The organism is Streptomyces avidinii (assembly GCF_045161815.1).
Classification (GTDB): domain Bacteria; phylum Actinomycetota; class Actinomycetes; order Streptomycetales; family Streptomycetaceae; genus Streptomyces; species Streptomyces avidinii.
In genome coordinates this window covers 5,520,777-5,535,376 of record NZ_CP108863.1, presented here as the reverse complement: position 1 = coordinate 5,535,376, position 14,600 = coordinate 5,520,777, and the positions used below count along the sequence as shown (strand labels likewise).

At 72.3% G+C, this 14,600-nt stretch carries 12 protein-coding genes, 2 tRNA genes and 1 pseudogene; 3 read left to right on the top strand and 12 right to left on the bottom strand.

The features are described 5' to 3' along the window. Positions 1-294: 294 nt before the first annotated feature. Positions 295-804 (top strand): hypothetical protein, encoded by a 510-nt coding sequence (locus OG373_RS24835; protein WP_405440405.1) that lies wholly within the window; start codon positions 295-297, stop codon positions 802-804. A gap of 3 nt (positions 805-807) precedes the next feature. Here the strand turns inward: OG373_RS24835 and OG373_RS24830 are convergent, their stop codons facing one another. The 4 genes from OG373_RS24830 to OG373_RS24815 all read right to left on the bottom strand — a co-directional run bounded on the left by OG373_RS24830 (position 808) and on the right by OG373_RS24815 (position 5,107). Beyond that, entirely contained in the window at positions 808-1,044 is a 237-nt protein-coding gene (locus OG373_RS24830) for a DUF397 domain-containing protein (RefSeq protein WP_405440403.1), read from the bottom strand. Then, positions 1,004-1,852, bottom strand: a complete 849-nt coding sequence (locus OG373_RS24825; RefSeq protein WP_405440402.1) for a helix-turn-helix transcriptional regulator — start codon at positions 1,850-1,852, stop codon at positions 1,004-1,006. The genes OG373_RS24830 and OG373_RS24825 overlap by 41 nt, the downstream gene beginning before the upstream one ends. A gap of 159 nt (positions 1,853-2,011) precedes the next feature. Further along, complete coding sequence (locus OG373_RS24820) at positions 2,012-3,709, bottom strand: glycosyl hydrolase family 18 protein (RefSeq protein WP_405440400.1); 1,698 nt, start codon at positions 3,707-3,709, stop codon at positions 2,012-2,014. A gap of 258 nt (positions 3,710-3,967) precedes the next feature. Beyond that, positions 3,968-5,107: an LLM class flavin-dependent oxidoreductase gene (locus OG373_RS24815; protein WP_405440398.1), complete on the bottom strand. Its 1,140-nt coding sequence runs from the start codon at positions 5,105-5,107 to the stop codon at positions 3,968-3,970. 250 nt (positions 5,108-5,357) lie between these two features. On the opposite strand from OG373_RS24815, the gene OG373_RS24810 reads away from it, so the two are divergent. Then, positions 5,358-6,116, top strand: a complete 759-nt coding sequence (locus OG373_RS24810; RefSeq protein WP_030388591.1) for an IclR family transcriptional regulator — start codon at positions 5,358-5,360, stop codon at positions 6,114-6,116. A 91-nt stretch (positions 6,117-6,207) separates the two neighbouring features. Here OG373_RS24810 and OG373_RS24805 read toward each other — a convergent pair. The 6 genes and pseudogenes from OG373_RS24805 to OG373_RS24780 form a co-directional block, all read right to left on the bottom strand. Then, positions 6,208-6,281: transfer RNA gene (locus OG373_RS24805), tRNA-Lys, on the bottom strand. Between the two features lie 48 nt (positions 6,282-6,329). Further along, positions 6,330-6,844, bottom strand: a pseudogene (locus tag OG373_RS24800) (LuxR C-terminal-related transcriptional regulator); the annotation flags it as partial. Between the two features lie 343 nt (positions 6,845-7,187). Then, positions 7,188-8,858 (bottom strand): AMP-binding protein, encoded by a 1,671-nt coding sequence (locus OG373_RS24795; RefSeq protein WP_405440396.1) that lies wholly within the window; start codon positions 8,856-8,858, stop codon positions 7,188-7,190. A 26-nt stretch (positions 8,859-8,884) separates the two neighbouring features. Next, the gene (locus OG373_RS24790; protein ID WP_405444194.1) at positions 8,885-9,478 is read right to left on the bottom strand and encodes a lytic polysaccharide monooxygenase; all 594 of its coding nucleotides are present in this window, start codon (positions 9,476-9,478) and stop codon (positions 8,885-8,887) included. A gap of 211 nt (positions 9,479-9,689) precedes the next feature. Continuing rightward, positions 9,690-11,561 carry an SPFH domain-containing protein gene (locus OG373_RS24785; RefSeq protein WP_405440395.1) on the bottom strand — a complete coding sequence of 624 codons (1,872 nt, stop codon included), beginning with the start codon at positions 11,559-11,561 and terminating at the stop codon, positions 9,690-9,692. 11 nt (positions 11,562-11,572) lie between these two features. Then, the gene (locus OG373_RS24780; protein WP_405444192.1) at positions 11,573-12,916 is read right to left on the bottom strand and encodes a peptidoglycan-binding protein; all 1,344 of its coding nucleotides are present in this window, start codon (positions 12,914-12,916) and stop codon (positions 11,573-11,575) included. A gap of 223 nt (positions 12,917-13,139) precedes the next feature. Between OG373_RS24780 and OG373_RS24775 the strand changes: the two genes are divergently transcribed. Beyond that, a tRNA-Lys gene (locus tag OG373_RS24775) sits at positions 13,140-13,213 on the top strand. 90 nt (positions 13,214-13,303) lie between these two features. Here OG373_RS24775 and OG373_RS24770 read toward each other — a convergent pair. Next, on the bottom strand, positions 13,304-13,972 hold the full coding sequence (locus tag OG373_RS24770) for a class F sortase (RefSeq protein WP_405440393.1): 669 nt from the start codon (positions 13,970-13,972) through the stop codon (positions 13,304-13,306). A gap of 5 nt (positions 13,973-13,977) precedes the next feature. After that, positions 13,978-14,574 (bottom strand): hypothetical protein, encoded by a 597-nt coding sequence (locus OG373_RS24765; protein WP_405440392.1) that lies wholly within the window; start codon positions 14,572-14,574, stop codon positions 13,978-13,980. Positions 14,575-14,600: the final 26 nt, after the last annotated feature.

Sequence of the window (14,600 nt, the reverse complement as noted above, 5' to 3'; positions counted from 1 at the left end):
GCTGCAAACGCCGGGTCTCGGGGCGGATGTGGAAGCCGTGTACCGGGGCATGCCGGCCGACCCTTCGGGAGGGGTCGCCGAGCCGAGCGCCCGACTCGGCCGCACCGAGACCCGGGTCCGCGAGGGCCTGGACCGGCCCGTCGATCTCGACCTGCTCCGACCGTCACGGGACTGCCCGGGCGAGCTGCGCGCGGTGAGACCCGAACTGGGCCTGGAGCTCTGCTGCGCCGCCAGGAGGAGAAGCCGGCCCGGCAGCAGCAGGGGCTGCCCCGCAGCAAGGCGGCCGCCGCGCAGGTGGTCTCCGAATTCGCGGAACTCAGCCCGAACACCGAGGTCGACGGCGCGGAACGGCTCGTGGGGATGCACGCCATCCAGAGCCGGCTGGAGCAGCTCGCCCACGGCCTGGAGCGGGAATGCCTGGCGATCCTGCCCGGCGGCGCACTGTCCGGGGCGAGCCTGGACGCCTCCCGGCCGCGGGACCGGCGTGCGCTGGCCCGCGGCATCGAGATGCGCTCGGTCCACCGGGACAGCGCGCGCAACGATCCGACGACGCCGGCCTACGCCCGGTGGCTGACCGAGCAGGGCGGCCAGGTGCGGACCAGCCCGCTCCTGCCGCCCCGCCTCCTGATATTCGACCGCGCCGTGGCGGTGGTCCCGATCGACCCCGACCGCGACCGAGCTCGAACTGTTGAAGCTCCTGGCCTCGGGGTGTCCTTGCGTACCGTCAGGCGCCAGATGCCCGCCCTCATGGAACGCCTCCACGCGACGAGCCGCTTCAAAGCGGCGCAGCAGGACTGGCTCTGACGGTCAGAGACTCCGAACGAAGGTCCCGAACGCCTCTGCCGTGACCGTGAAGACCGGCCCGCCGGGGTTCTTGGAGTCCCGCACAGCGACCTGGCCGTCTCCTCCGGTGGTTCCGCTGTACGAGGCCTTGCGCCAGGCGGCGGTGCCGAGCGGGGCGCACTCGACGCAGTCGCCACCGGTGTTCCCGCTGTAGCTGGACTTACGCCACAGCATGCCGGTCAGGTTCTGGCTGCTCCCCATAACGCTCCTCCATTACCTGCGCGATCAACACCGCCGAGTCCTCTACGGAGAGTGCGGCGGCCTGCAAGTGAGCGTAACGAAGCGCGGCTTCCCTGACTGTGTCGGGGTTGGCCGTCATGTGACCCGAGATGAGGTCTTCCGTGTAGACGATGTCCGGATCACTGTCGAAGCGCAGTCCATTGAACGACCCGATCAGGCCAGCGTGTTCACCTGCCGCACACGGCAGCACCTGGATCTGAACCCACCGGTTCTCATGGAAGCTCAGCAGGTGGGCGAGTTGCGCGTGCATCACCTGATGACCCCCTATCGGCCGGTGCAGCACTCCCTCATCGAGCACCACCCAGATCATCGGGGACTGCTCCCGATGCAGGATGCGGTGACGCTCCATCCGCGCCGCCACCAACTCATCGAGTCGGTCCGGCATTCCGGTCATCAGCACCGCCCGCGCGTACGCCTCCGTCTGGAGGAGTCCGTACACCACCTGCGACTGGTAGGTGGAGATGAACGTCGCCCGGGCCTCCATCTCCGCGTACGCCTGGAACCACGTCGGCAGGACGCTCCGCAGGACCAACCCCACCAGGCGGGAGAAGTGCCCGTCCGTGCCCAGCGCCGCGTCCACCCGTTCCGAGAAGTCCCGGGTCGGGACCCGCTTGCCGTTCTCGATCATGCCGATCAGGGAACCGGTGCAGAAGATGATCGCGCCCAACTGGGCCTGCTTCAGGCCCGCCTCTTCTCTCAGCCGCCGCAGCTCGTAACTGTAGTAGTCCAGTGGCGAGGCACTGGGATCGATGTCGCGGGCCTGAACCATGGGACGGCACCTCCAAGCGGAGAACGAGCTTGTCGCCGAGCGTAGCGATGCCGACACGCGGCGGTGCCGTGAATCCCGCAACCGTGTGACACACCTCCGCCCCACCCCCGGGAGAGAGGGGGCAGGGCGGGGTGTCGCTCGGCGCGGGGTGGGGGGAGATCAGCAGGCGCCGAGGTCCTTCCAGACACCCCACTCACCCGTGGTGCCCGGCGTCTCGTTCTGCGTCCACCACTGGGCCTTGTACTTGCGGCCGTTGTGGGACACCTCGTTGCCGGCGGTGTAGACGGTGCCCGCGACGTACGCCGGGGTCGAGCCGCAGCCCGTGGTCGGCGGGGTCGTCGGAGGCGTGGTCGGAGGCGTCGTGGGCGGAGTGGTCGGAGGCGTCGTCGGCGGGGTGGTCGGCGGGACCGTGGTGCCACCGAGGGCGTCCGAGATCTGGTTCAGCAGCGTGGTGTTGTTGTCCAGGCCGAGCAGGGAGTACATCATCGCGCCGGCCAGGCCGCGCTGCTTGCCGTAGTCGACCCGGGCCTGGATGGACTTCTGGTTCAGGCCGGTGAAGAACTCGCCGTCCTTGTAGAAGTAGGAGGCCTTGGCCTGGTCGTCCCAGAAGGTGGTAGCCGCGTTGTCGACGAGGCCGCCGAGCTCCTTGTAGTTGGCGATGCCCGCCTGCTGGCTGGTGGGCCGGGCGCCCGAGGCGCCGGTCGCGGACTGGGCGAGGCCGTTGTTCGCCCCGGCGGGGACGCCCTTCCAGCCGCGGTAGTAGAACTCGTAGCCCAGCGTCAGCTTGTTGGCGGGGAAGCCGCCGGTGATCCCGTAGGCCGGGTTGCCGTCGATCCAGGAGTCGATCGCGTTGTCGATGCTGTACTTCTGGGTGCCCGGCGCGATCGGGTCGGTCGGGTCGCCCGCCGGGGAGTACAGCGGGGACTGGTGGTACGTCGGGCCGTCGCTGTCCCAGGCGCCGTGCATGTCGTACGTCATGATGTTCGCGTAGTCGAGGTACGCGCCGATCTTGTCCGTCTCGATGTACTTGATCTTGTCCTGGCCGGCCGGGAGGGCCGAGGTCAGCATGTACTTCTTGCCGCCGTTGGCCTGGCCGTAGGCGTCGAGCTGCTCGCGGAACTCCTTGAGCAGGAGCGTGAAGTTCTGCTTGTCCTCGGGGGCGTAGTGGTTGCCGAGGTGGCCGCCGGACGAGCCCGGGTACTCCCAGTCGATGTCGATGCCGTCGAAGATGCCGGCGGCGACGCCCTGGCCACCGTAGCCGCCCTCGACCGGCAGGTTGCCCTTGATGTACTGGTCGATGCAGGAGGACACGAGCTTCTTGCGGGAGGCGTCGGTCTTGGCCGCGTCGCTGAAGTACTTGGAGTAGGTCCAGCCGCCCAGCGAGATGTTGATCTTCAGGTGGGGGTACTTGGCCTTGAGCTGCTTGAACTGGTTGAAGACGCCGACGATCGGCTGGTCCCACTTGTCGGCGACCCCGCTGACGCTGTCCGCGGCGCTGAAGGACTTCTGGTAGTCGGCGTACGAGTCGCCCGCGCCGTCACCGGCGTTGGGGTTGTTGTCGTCGCCCGCCGCCTTGTTCGCCTCGAAACAGGTGAGGTCGGTGGGGTGGATATTGCCGAACGAGTAGTTGATGACGTCCAGCTTGCCCGCGATGCCGCGGGTGTCGAGGTGCTTGGGGTAGAAGGCGTTCCCGTACACGCTCCACTGGTCGTAGTAGGCGATACGGACACCGCCCGCCGCGACGGTGGTGCCGGCGTCGGCGGCCTGGGCCGTGCCGAGTCCCGCGAAGGAGGCAAGCGCTCCGGCTGCCAGCGCGGCCGTGGCGGCGGCCGCGATGAGGGGTTTACGGATGTGCATGAACTGCCTCCGGGGGGGGGCTGGGAGGAGAGAGCAAGAGGTTCGGGTGAGAGAAGTGATAGCGATCACGCCAGCCCCGCGTCAATGGTTCGGACCAAAGAAGGACTAGACCACTCAAGCGCCATTTCCCCAAGTCAGAGAGCTGAGCGCACATCAGAAACCGCTCGCCACCCCGGGTGACGAGCGGTTTAAGGCTGCCTTCAGGAAGCCCCCCGCAAGGTTTCGGCAACGAACCAGCAAAACCCCGTTCGTACTCCGTCAATCACCGGCGGGCGCCTCCACCGGCATGCCGTATACATCGGCGACGAGCCCGTAGGAACGCAACCGGGCTGCCCCGCTGTGGGCGTTGGCGGTCAGCATCAGCTCGTCCGCACCCGTCCGTCCGACGAGGTCGTCGAGCCCGGTGCGGACCTCGTCGGGGATGCCGTGGACCACGTTCGCGAGCCAGCCGTCCACGAACTCCCGCTCCAGCGGGGAGAAGGCGTACGCCGCCGCCTCCTCGGGCGTCGGGATCAGGCCGGGCCGTCCGCTGCGCAGCCGCAGCATCGACAGCGCGCCCGTCAGTACCTGCGCGCGGGCCTCCTCGTCGGTGTCGGCGGCGAGCGCGGAGACCCCGATGACGGCGTAGGGGGCGTCGAGGACGGCCGAGGGGCGGAAGCTCCGGCGGTAGAGGTCGAGCGCGGGCAGGGTGCCGGCGGCCGAGAAGTGGTGGGCGTAGGCGAAGGGCAGGCCGAGCTCGCCGGCCAGGCGGGCGCTGAAGCCGGAGGAGCCGAGCAGCCACAGCGGCGGGCGTCCGGCGGGGCCCTGCACCGGGCCCGGTACGGCGTGCACGCGGGCGTACGGGTGCCCGTCGGGGAAGTCGTCGTCGAGGAAGCGGGTGAGCTCCGCGAGGCGCCGGGGGAACTCGTCCGCGGCCTCGTCGAGGCGCCCGGGCCCGCGGAGCGCGGCGGCCGTGCGGCCGTCGGTGCCGGGGGCGCGGCCGAGTCCGAGGTCGATCCGGCCCGGGGCGAGCGCCTCCAGGGTGCCGAACTGCTCGGCGACGGCGAGCGGGGCGTGGTTGGGCAGCATGACCCCGCCGGAACCGAGCCGGATGCGGGAGGTGTGCGCGGCGAGGTGGGCCAGGATCACGGCGGGCGAGGAGCTGGCCACGCCGGGCATGGAGTGGTGTTCGGCCACCCAGTGGCGGTAGTAGCCGCGGGACTCGGCGAGGCGGGCGATCTCCACGCTGGTGCGGAGGGAGGCGTGGGCGGTGCTGCCCGCGCCCACCGTGACGAGGTCCAGGACGGAGAGCGGTACGGCCGCCCGGCCGTGTGCGGTGCCGCGGATCCCGCTCGCGTTCCGGTTCGCCGCCCCGTCCGCGCCCGACCGGCCCTGTGCGTCGTCCCCTGCGTCACTCATCGTCGCTCCCGTTTCGCTCTTCCGTGCGCACGACATCAGTGCGACACCGTACGAAGAACTCGAACCGTGGGCGGCCGCCGGGCATTCCCGGCCGTGCGGGGCGATGTTCATGCCTGTGGCATATGCCAATGGAGTAGGTCCAGGCAGACAGTCATGATTGAGCCATCAATCTCATCAACAGGCGCTCCACATGGGCCCCTTGATGGCTATCGTGGTAGGGCAAGCGGTAACAACCTGCTAGGGGGAAACCGTGGCGCTGAAGCCCGAGCCGACCGCGCCGTTCCACTCGGTGCAGTACGCACTACGCGTACTCGAAACGATCGCACGTCACACCGGCGGTGTGACGGACGTGCAGATCGCGCGTGAGACCGGCCTGCCCGCAGTCCATCTCGCCCCGATGCTGCTCATGCTGCGCCGGGAGGGATATGTGCTGCAGGTGTCCGACGGGGCGTACGCCATAGGGGACTCCCTCGTACTGCTCGGCTCGGGCATCGACCGGCAGCAGGCACTCACGGACAAGCTCCAGGAGACGCTGGACCGGCTGCGCGACTCGGTCGGCGCGGCCGTCTACATCAGCCGGTACGTGGACGGCGAGGTGCGGATCACGCAGTTCGCGGACAGTCCCCGCACTCCGAAGGTGCACGAGTGGGTCGACTTCCGCTCCGCGGCGCACGCCAGCGCGGTCGGCAAGTGCCTGCTGACGCAGCTCGACCTGAACGGGCGGCGCGACCACCTGTCCCGGCACAAGATCGCCCGGCTCACGTCGAAGACGATCGTGAACGAGCGGATCCTGTTCTCCAAGCTGGACGCCCAGCCGGCCACCGTGCCCGTACTGGACCTGCAGGAATACGCGGTGGGCACGGTCTGCGCGGCCGTTCCGATCACGGCCGGGGCCTCGGTGGGCTGCCTGGCCCTGTCCATGCCGGTCGAGCACGCGCACCGGCTGCGGGCCGCCGCGGACACCCTGAACCGGAAGGCCGCACCGCTGCTGCTGTCACTCACGCTCTAACGGGGTTCCGGGGGGGCGGGGCCGGTGGATCCGCGGGCCGGAAAACACTTCGGGCGGTTCCCGGTGAACCGGAAACCGCCCGAAGGACAGGTGCGCCGCCAGGGACTCGAACCCCGGACCCGCTGATTAAGAGTCAGCTGCTCTAACCAACTGAGCTAGCGGCGCCTGCTGACAGAGAAAATACTACCCGGTCCCCAGGGGTGCTCAAAACCATTACCCGCGGAGGTAGGCGAGGACCGCCAGGACCCGGCGGTGGGTGTCCTCTGCGGGCGGCAGGTCGAGCTCTCCGAGGATGTTCCCGATGTGTTTACCGACGGCCGCCTCGGACACGACCAGCTCCCGGGCTATGGCCCCGTTCGACTTGCCCTCCGCCACCAGGCCGAGCACCTCCCGCTCCCGCGGGGTCAGCGCGGCCAGCGGGTCGCGCCGCCGGCGCAGGAGCTGGCGTACGACCTCCGGGTCCACCACCGTGCCGCCGGCGGCCACCGTGACCACCGCGTCGAGGAACTGCTCCACCTGCCCGACCCGGTCCTTGAGCAGGTAGCCGACGCCGCTGCCGTCCCCGGAGTCCAGCAGGTCGGCGGCGTACGAGCGCTGCACGTACTGGCTGAGCACCAGCACCGGCAGGTCGGGCCGGACCGCCCGGAGCTCCACGGCGGCGCGCAGTCCGTCGTCGGCGAGACCCGGGGGCATCGTACGTCGGTCACGACGATGTCCGGAGCGTGCGCGGCCCCGGTGAGGGCGCTCCCGGCGAGGTGGCCGGCGGCTCGCCAGGGCCATGCGGAGCGGAGGTACCGGCCGCGGGCCAGGGCCTGCCAGGGGGTGCGGGCTCGTTCGTCCATACGGGAACGCCAGCCGCGGGCCGCCCGCTCGAACCATGGCCCCAGGGGGCGTCCGCGGGTATGGCCGGCCCTACCCCCGGGGGCGGCCCGGGGGTGGGGCCGGATGTGCCGGCGCGGCCGAAAGCCCCGGGTCTCCGCCCCGGACCCCGCGCCTCAAACGCCGGCGGGGCTGGATTTTGCCCGGCGTTCGAGGCGCGGGGTTCGCGGCGGAGCCCCCCGCAGCGGTGGGTCAGTGCGTGAGAAGGGCTGTGCGGCCGTGGGCCTCGTAGGACGCGAGGAGGGTGGTCAAAGTGGCGGCGTCGAGGGGGGTGTAGGCCCCGGCGGGGGATCGGTGCCAGACGGGGTCTTCGCAGCGGAAGCCCGCGCGGCGGAGGGAGACGCGGTGGACCTTGTTCGTCGCCGTGGTCGGCATCGCCCCGACGATCCGGACGTAGCGCGGGGCCATCTTCGTACCCAGGTCCGGCTGGCGGGAGAGGAAGGCCGCGAAGGCCTCCGGGGAGAACACCGCGCCCTCCCGGAGGGCCAGCGCCGCCATGACCTGGTCCCCCGCCACCTCGTCCGGGACGGCGTAGACGGCGACCGCCGCCGCGTCCGTCCAGCGGGCCAGGATGTTCTCGATCATCGCCGCGGCGAGGTTCTCGCTGTCGACCCGGAGCCGGTCGTCGGTGCGGCCCGCGAAATAGAGGAAGCCCGCCGCGTCGCGGAAGAAGAGGTCCCCGGTCCAGTACCAGCCGTCCCGGGTGCGGTCGGCCTCCGCGTCCGGGTTGCGCCAGTACCCCTCGAAGAGGCTGCGGCCCCGGTTGACCAGCTCGCCGATCGCCGCCGAGCCGTTGAGCAGACGGCCGTCCGGGGCGAGGAGCGCGGGCGGGCATTCCGCGCCCGTCTCCGGGTCGATCACCGCCAGGTCGTCGCCCGCGCCCGCCCGGCCCAGGGCGCCCGGTGGGGTGTCCGGGGTGCGCTGGACCGAGGCGCCGCCCTCGGTGGCTCCGTAGCCCTCCACCAGCCGGACCCCGAACCGCTCGGCGAAGCGGGCCGCGTCCACCGCCCCGGCCTCGGTGCCGAAGCCGAGGCGCAGGGTGTGCGTGCGGTCGTCGGGGCGGGGTTCGGTGGCCAGGAGGTACTGGATCGCCCGTCCGACGTAAGTGAAGTACGTGGCCCTGTACGCCCGTACGTCGTCCAGGAACGCGGAGGCCGAGAAGCGGCGCCGCAGGGCCACCGCGGCCCCGCCGACGAGCGCCGGCAGCCAGTCGGCGATGACGGCGTTGCCGTGGAAGAGCGGCATGCAGACGTAGTGGACGTCGTCCGGGGTGACGCCGAACCGGCGGGCCAGCGCGGATCCGGCCGCCGCGAGCCGGCCCTGGGTGCAGATGGCGGCCTTGGGGGCGCCGGTGGAGCCGGAGGTGAAGTAGAGCAGGAGGCGGGAGTCGGGTCCGGGGGCCCGCAGCGCGGCTTCGCCGGGCTTGGCGGCGGCGTAGGGGGCGAGGAGGGCCTCGTACTCCTCGGTGCCGGTGACCAGGACGCGTACGCCGGGCAGGTCGAGGCCGCGCAGCAGCGGCAGGTGGGCGCGCTCGGTGATCAGGATCCGGCAGTCGGTGTGCAGGATGTCGCGGACCAGCTCGGGGCCGCGCCGGGTGGGGTTGATCCCGGCGACGGCGGCCCCGGCGAGGGCCGCCGCGCCGAGCCAGAACGGGAACTCGGGGGTGTTGTCGAGCAGGACCCCGAGGTGGGGCTCGGCCCCCGGAGGCATGAGGTCGACGAGGAGCGCGGCGCGCGCGGCGGCCTCCTGGGCGGTCCGGTGGTGGGTGAGGAGGCCGTCCTCGTGTTTCAGCCCGGGCCGGTGGTCGCCCCATTGGCGCGCTATGAGCTCCGCGACGGTTTCGGGTGCAGTCGTCGTCCGCATGCCGCCGGAGGGTAGCTGACGTATCGTCAGAACTGAACGTCGGAGCAGGCGTAGAAGGCCATCGGGGTGTCGTTGACGGTCCAGACCGCCAGGATCAGGTGCCGGCCCGACTTGCCGCTCGGCATGGCGCCCTGGTGGACGGTGGTCATGGCGGGGCGGGCGCCGTTGTAGGCGACCGTGAGGAAGGGCTGCGGTTCGAGGTCGGCGCGGGTGAGGGCCTTGGTGCCGGTCCAGCCGTTCTTGGTGACGTAGTACTTGAAGTCGGTGGTGGAGTGGTTGGCGGTGAACTGCCACCGGAAGCCGTAGCTCTGCCCGCTGGTCACCTTGGTGGTGGGCCAGGCGCCACCGCGCGGGTTGTCGAGCTCGGAGAACTGGGAGAGCCCGCCGGAACATATCTTGCCGTCGGCGGGACCGGCGGCCGGGAACCCCTTGAAGCCCTCGACGCTCTGCGGCTCCCACTGGATCGCGCCGCAGTCGGAGACGGTCCGGTTGGCGCAGAGCTTCTGGCGGCTGATCGGGGTGTCGGTGTAGCCGTGGCTGCTGGCGGCGGGGGCGCTGACGAGGGTGATTCCGGCGACGAGGCCGAGGCCGAGCGCGGCGACGCCGGCCCGTTTGGGCATGCGGATGGGACGCATGATGCTCCTTGAACGTGGGGGGAGTTCGGTGAGAGCGCGCGCGTGTGGGGATTAGGTCTAGACCAAGTCCCAGATTATTGACGAGAGTTGGCCATGTCCATACCAATGGGAAAACGGGTGGTCCGGTAACTTCCGGCCACCCGCTCCCGCACCGCTGAACTCCCCCGAGCCCCTCGCCCCGAACTCCCCGGTCGCCCTACTCGGAGCGGCCCGTGTAGAAGGCGACCGTGAGGTCCTTCACCAGCGCCTTGCGCTCGTAGTCGTCGAGCTCCACCAGTCCGCGCGAGGTCAGCCGGTGGACGGTGTCGTCGACCGCGTCCACGACCGAGGTGAGCACGCTGTCCCGGTGCTTGGCGTCGATCGCCGCGACCCGGCGGCGGCGCATGGCCTCGGCCACCTCGGCCGCGTACTCGATCCGGGTCGGCTGGGCAGAGAAGACCTCGATCCCGACGGCCTCGGTCTCGGCCGCCAGCATCCGGGTCAGCGCGTCACCGACGGCCTCGGCGTCGCGCAGGGTCGGGGCGTCCTCGTGGAAGGCGTCGGCGGGCAACTGCGAGAGCACGCGGGCCATCGCCGATTCGACCTGCTCGGCGAGGTACTCCGTGTGGTCCTCGACGGCGAGGGTGGCCCGGGCGGTGTCCCTGACCTGCCAGACGACCTGGACGACCACCTGGAGGGCGAGGCCGCCCGAGTCCACGGCGGGCATGGGGTCGCTGCGCCAGTGACGCAGGCGCACGTCCACCCGGCGGCGCAGCAGGAGCGGGCTCACCCAGGTCAGGCCGGTACGACGGACCGTGCCGCGGTAGCGGCCGAAGAGGGTGAGCACCCAGGCGTGCCCGGTACGGGCCCGGCCGAGGCCGCCGAGCGCCACGAGGGCGACGATGCCGAGGAAGGCGAGCGGGGGCCAGTGGGTGGCGCGCAGGCCCTGGTACGCCCGGGGGGCCGCACCGAAGGCGGCCACGAAGGGGGCGGGGACGACCCCGGTCCGCCAGAGCACGGCCATGCAGCCGGCGAGCGCGAGCCCGCCGACGGACACGCCGACCCAGCCGGGCAGCACCGGCCCGCGGTGCTCCCGGAGCCGGTCGTCGCCGCGGGGGACACGGCGACCGGGGGCGGGGCGGGGGGCGCGGGCGACGGGAGCGGCGGGCGTGGCTGCGGGAACCACCGGGAGCTGCTGCGTGACGCTGAACGGGAGGTGCACCGGCACCTCGACGACCGAGGTGCCCCGGTGGGCCTCCGGGCGCGGGAGGTCCGGCACACCGTCGGCGTCGTCCAGGCCGCGGGCCACGGCCCGGGCGACGATCTCCATCGGCCCGGGGCCGGGGATGCCGGAGTGCGGCTGCGCCGCGGCCGGCGGCTCGGGTGCGGGTGCCGGGGCGGCCTCGATCTCGGCCTCGGCCTCGGCCTCGACGGCGGCTTCGGCGGCCGCCTCGGCTTCGGCCCCCGCTTCGGGCGCGAGCTCCGGCTCCGGCTCCGGCTCGACGGCCCGCAGGCGCAGGGTGGCGACCCCGGCGTGGGCCTCCTCGTCCTGCGGGTGCGGGATGTCCGGCCCCGGGGCGGCGGCCGGCAGGTCGGCGCCCTGGTCCCCTTCGTCGTACGGGTGGGCCCGGGCCGCCGGCACCTCCCACCCCTGCGGCAGCTCGGGCGCCGGGCGGGCGGCCTCCGCCGCGGCCCAGCCGAACGAGGTCTCGGCGGCTCCGGCGTGCTCCGCCACGGCGGGGCCGCCCACCAGGGCCGGCGGCGGGCTCGGTTCGACCGCCGCGCGCGGCCCGGCGACGGCCACGGCCACCGGCGCGGCCGTGTGTTCCCGCGTCGGCACGGTCGTGTACACGGGGTGGGCCGCGGGTCCGGGCTCGGGCGCGGCGCCGTACACCGGGTGGGCCGCGGGGGCGGGCGTCGGCAGGGGCGCGGCTGCCGGCATCGGCGCCGCGGCGGGCTCGGGCGCCGGGGCGGGCGCGGGGGCGGGAGGCGGCGTGGCTGCGGGGTCCGCCGCCCGGACCGCCATCGGGGCGGCCAGCGGCGGCACTCGGAGGGTGCCCGTGGTCGAGGTGGTGCGCGTGGGGAACATCGTTACCTCCGTCATGCGAACAGCCGGCGCCAGGTTTCCGGGCCCGGGTAGCCGTCGGCCGAGGCGCCGGTCCAGCCCTGCGCGCGCTGGAAGGCCTCGACGTTGCGGCGGTCGGCCTCGCTCCAGCGCGGCCCCGGACCGGATGTGTAGTACTTGCCGAAGCCCTTCTTCACCAGCTGGAGGCCGAGGGCCCTGATGGCCTCGCTCGACTGGCCCGGGCGGAACACCGAGGCGCCCGGGTAGGCCCGTACGCCGCCCGGCCCCGGCGCGCCCACCACCGTCGGCGGGATGTTCTTGCCCTGCTTCTCGACCAGCAGCCGCCAGGTGTGCGCGCCCGGAATGCCGTCGGCCTCCGCGCCCGTCCAGCCCTGCGCGCGCTGGAAGGCGGCGGTGGCGAGCTTGTCGTGGTCGCTCCACGTCCGGTCGGCCACCCCCTTGGGGTAGAAGCGGTACGCGCCCCGCTCGATCAGCATCCGGCCGAGCTGGGCCACGTAATCGTTGGTGGCGCCGGGACCGAACTTGGCCACGCCCGGGAAGACCTTCGCGTCGCCCGGCTTGGGGCCCGCAGGCGGCTCGGCGCCGGGGGTGTCCGGCAGGATCCCGCCCGGCACCCCGTTGAACCGGTACGGGACGTACTTGGTCGTGTTGCTCCAGTACCCGTAGGGCGTGGCCAGCTTCCGCGTGATCGGGCGCGTCTGCTCGTAGGCGACGTAGTGCGTGTGCGTCTCGTCGACCCAGCCGCCGAAGATGACGACGTGCGAGCCGTTGTTGGGGTCCGCCGGGTTGTGGAAGAGCAGCATGTCCCCCGGCAGCAGCTCATCCTTGGTGATCTTGGTGGCGAATTTGTCGAGGCTGCCGGTCCACTCGTTCGTACCGAGGTTCCAGACCATGGAGACGTAGCCGGAGCAGTCCTGCCGGTATCCGTCCGTCCAGTACTCGGACATGCTGTACGGGACCTTGGCGTCCAGCCACAGCTTCGCCCGGTTGATGATCGTCGCGCGGTCGATCCGCCGCACGGCGCCCGGCTTGGCCGCCGGAGCGCCGGGCTTCCCGACGGGCCCGCCCTTCGGGCCGTGCAGCGGGGTCCGCCCGCCCTGCGGGGAACCGGGGTCGTCCAGGGCCACCGGCCCCGGGGCCGGGGTGGTCACCGCCACTGCGGTCGCACTTCCGCCACCGAGGACCACTCCCGCGGCGGTGGCCAGCACCAGCGCCCGGCGGGCGCCGCGTGCGGCCGGGTGCCCCCCGTCCCGGAGCGGTATGGCCCGCGCGCGGGCGAGGGCGCGGCGATGCTGCGCGCAGCCCCGGCACACGCAGTCGCCCGCGGGCTCGTACTCCTCGAAACCGGGCATCGGCATCTGCACATGCGTCGGAGGCTGCATCGTCATGCGGTTCCGTCCACTCCCCTGCTCGTCCACTCGTCCACTGGTCGGCGGAGGCCGCACCTGATAAAGCATCAGATGCGGCACGCGCAGACATATCGTGCACGATAAACCCGTCAAACATGGGTTAATCGGACAAGGCGGGCGTGGCTGGTCACGGACACTCCCGGACGTGGGGTAGAGTTTTCTCTGTCAGCACGCGCCGCTAGCTCAGTTGGTTAGAGCAGCTGACTCTTAATCAGCGGGTCCGGGGTTCGAGTCCCTGGCGGCGCACAGACGGAGGAAGCCCCTCGCAGCGAAAGCTGCGGGGGCTTCTTCGTTTCCTGCTGCGTTCGCGATCCGTTTCGCCGATCCGTTTCGTGCTCAGGCCGCGGTACCCGGCGTGCCCGGGCGGGCTCCCACGCCCGTCAGGTAGGCGGAGACCACCACGTTCGCCGTGTACTCCTTGGCCACCTTGTCGTACGAGCCCCCGCAGGTCACCAGCCGCAGCTCCGCGCGGCCGCGCACCCGCTGGCCGTAGGCCTTGTGCGGGTCGAAGGCGGCGCGCTCGTAGACCCGTACGTCCTCGACCGTGAACTCGGCGACCGAACCGTCCGCCCGCACCACCCGCACCTTGGCGCCGGGCTGCGCCGAGCTCAGCCCGTAGAACACCGCCGGCTTCGAGCGGGTGTCCACGTGCCCCACCATCAGCGCCGTCCCGGCCGCCCCCGGCTGGGTGCCCCGGCCCCACCAGCCCACCGTGCCCGGCCGGTCGTACGGGGGCGGCTCGATCGCGCCGTCCTTGTCCAGGTCCCGGGGGATCACCGGGGCCTGGATGCCTATGGAGGGCAGGTCGACGCGCTGCGGCAGCGCCGCGGCGACCGGGGCGTGCGCGGCCGGCAGCCCCGGCCCCACCGTCCCGCCCGCCTGACCCGCGGGCGGGGCCGGGGCCACGGTGAGCTGGCGGCCCCACAGCCACAGGCCGAGGACCAGCACCGCCCAGGCGGCGAAGGTCAGCAGCCGGCCGCCCGCGGAGGCCTTGTCCTCGCTCACCGCCCTCACTCACCGCTGCGGCGGCGGCGCAGCGCCAGCGCCCGGCCCGCCACGGCCAGGGTGGCCACCGCGGCGAGGATGGCGCCGATCACCGTGTGCGGCAACCCGGGACCGTCGGCGCTGTGGCTCTTCTTGGCCGTCTCGGCCGCGAGCTCGGCCGCCATGCCGCCGCCTCCCGCGTGGACCGGCCAGACGGGACTGGGGTGGTGGGAGGGGCGGTACTGCGAGATCTGGACCGAGCCGCTGATCTTCTCGTGGCCGTCGCACATCACCCGGACGGAGTGCCAGCCGGGCGAGACGTGCGAGCTGACCGTCCCCTCGCCGTAGAGCGGGCTGCGGCCGCCGTCCCGTCCGTACAGGTCGATGTCCGACACGAAGGCGGCGGACTTGGCCGATCCGCGGGTGCCGTCGCAGCCCTGGACGCGCAGCTTGACCTGCGCCCCGGGGTGCGCCGGATTCGGGTCGACCGCGATGCTGCCGCGGTCGCCGCGGCCGCCGCGATCCTCCTCGCCGGCCAGGGCGATCGGTGCGGTCACCACCGAGAACGCCGCCAGGGTGACGGCCATCGCGGTGGCGCGGACAGCGATCGGAACACTGCGCATGGTGAACCTCCTCGACAAGGAGATTC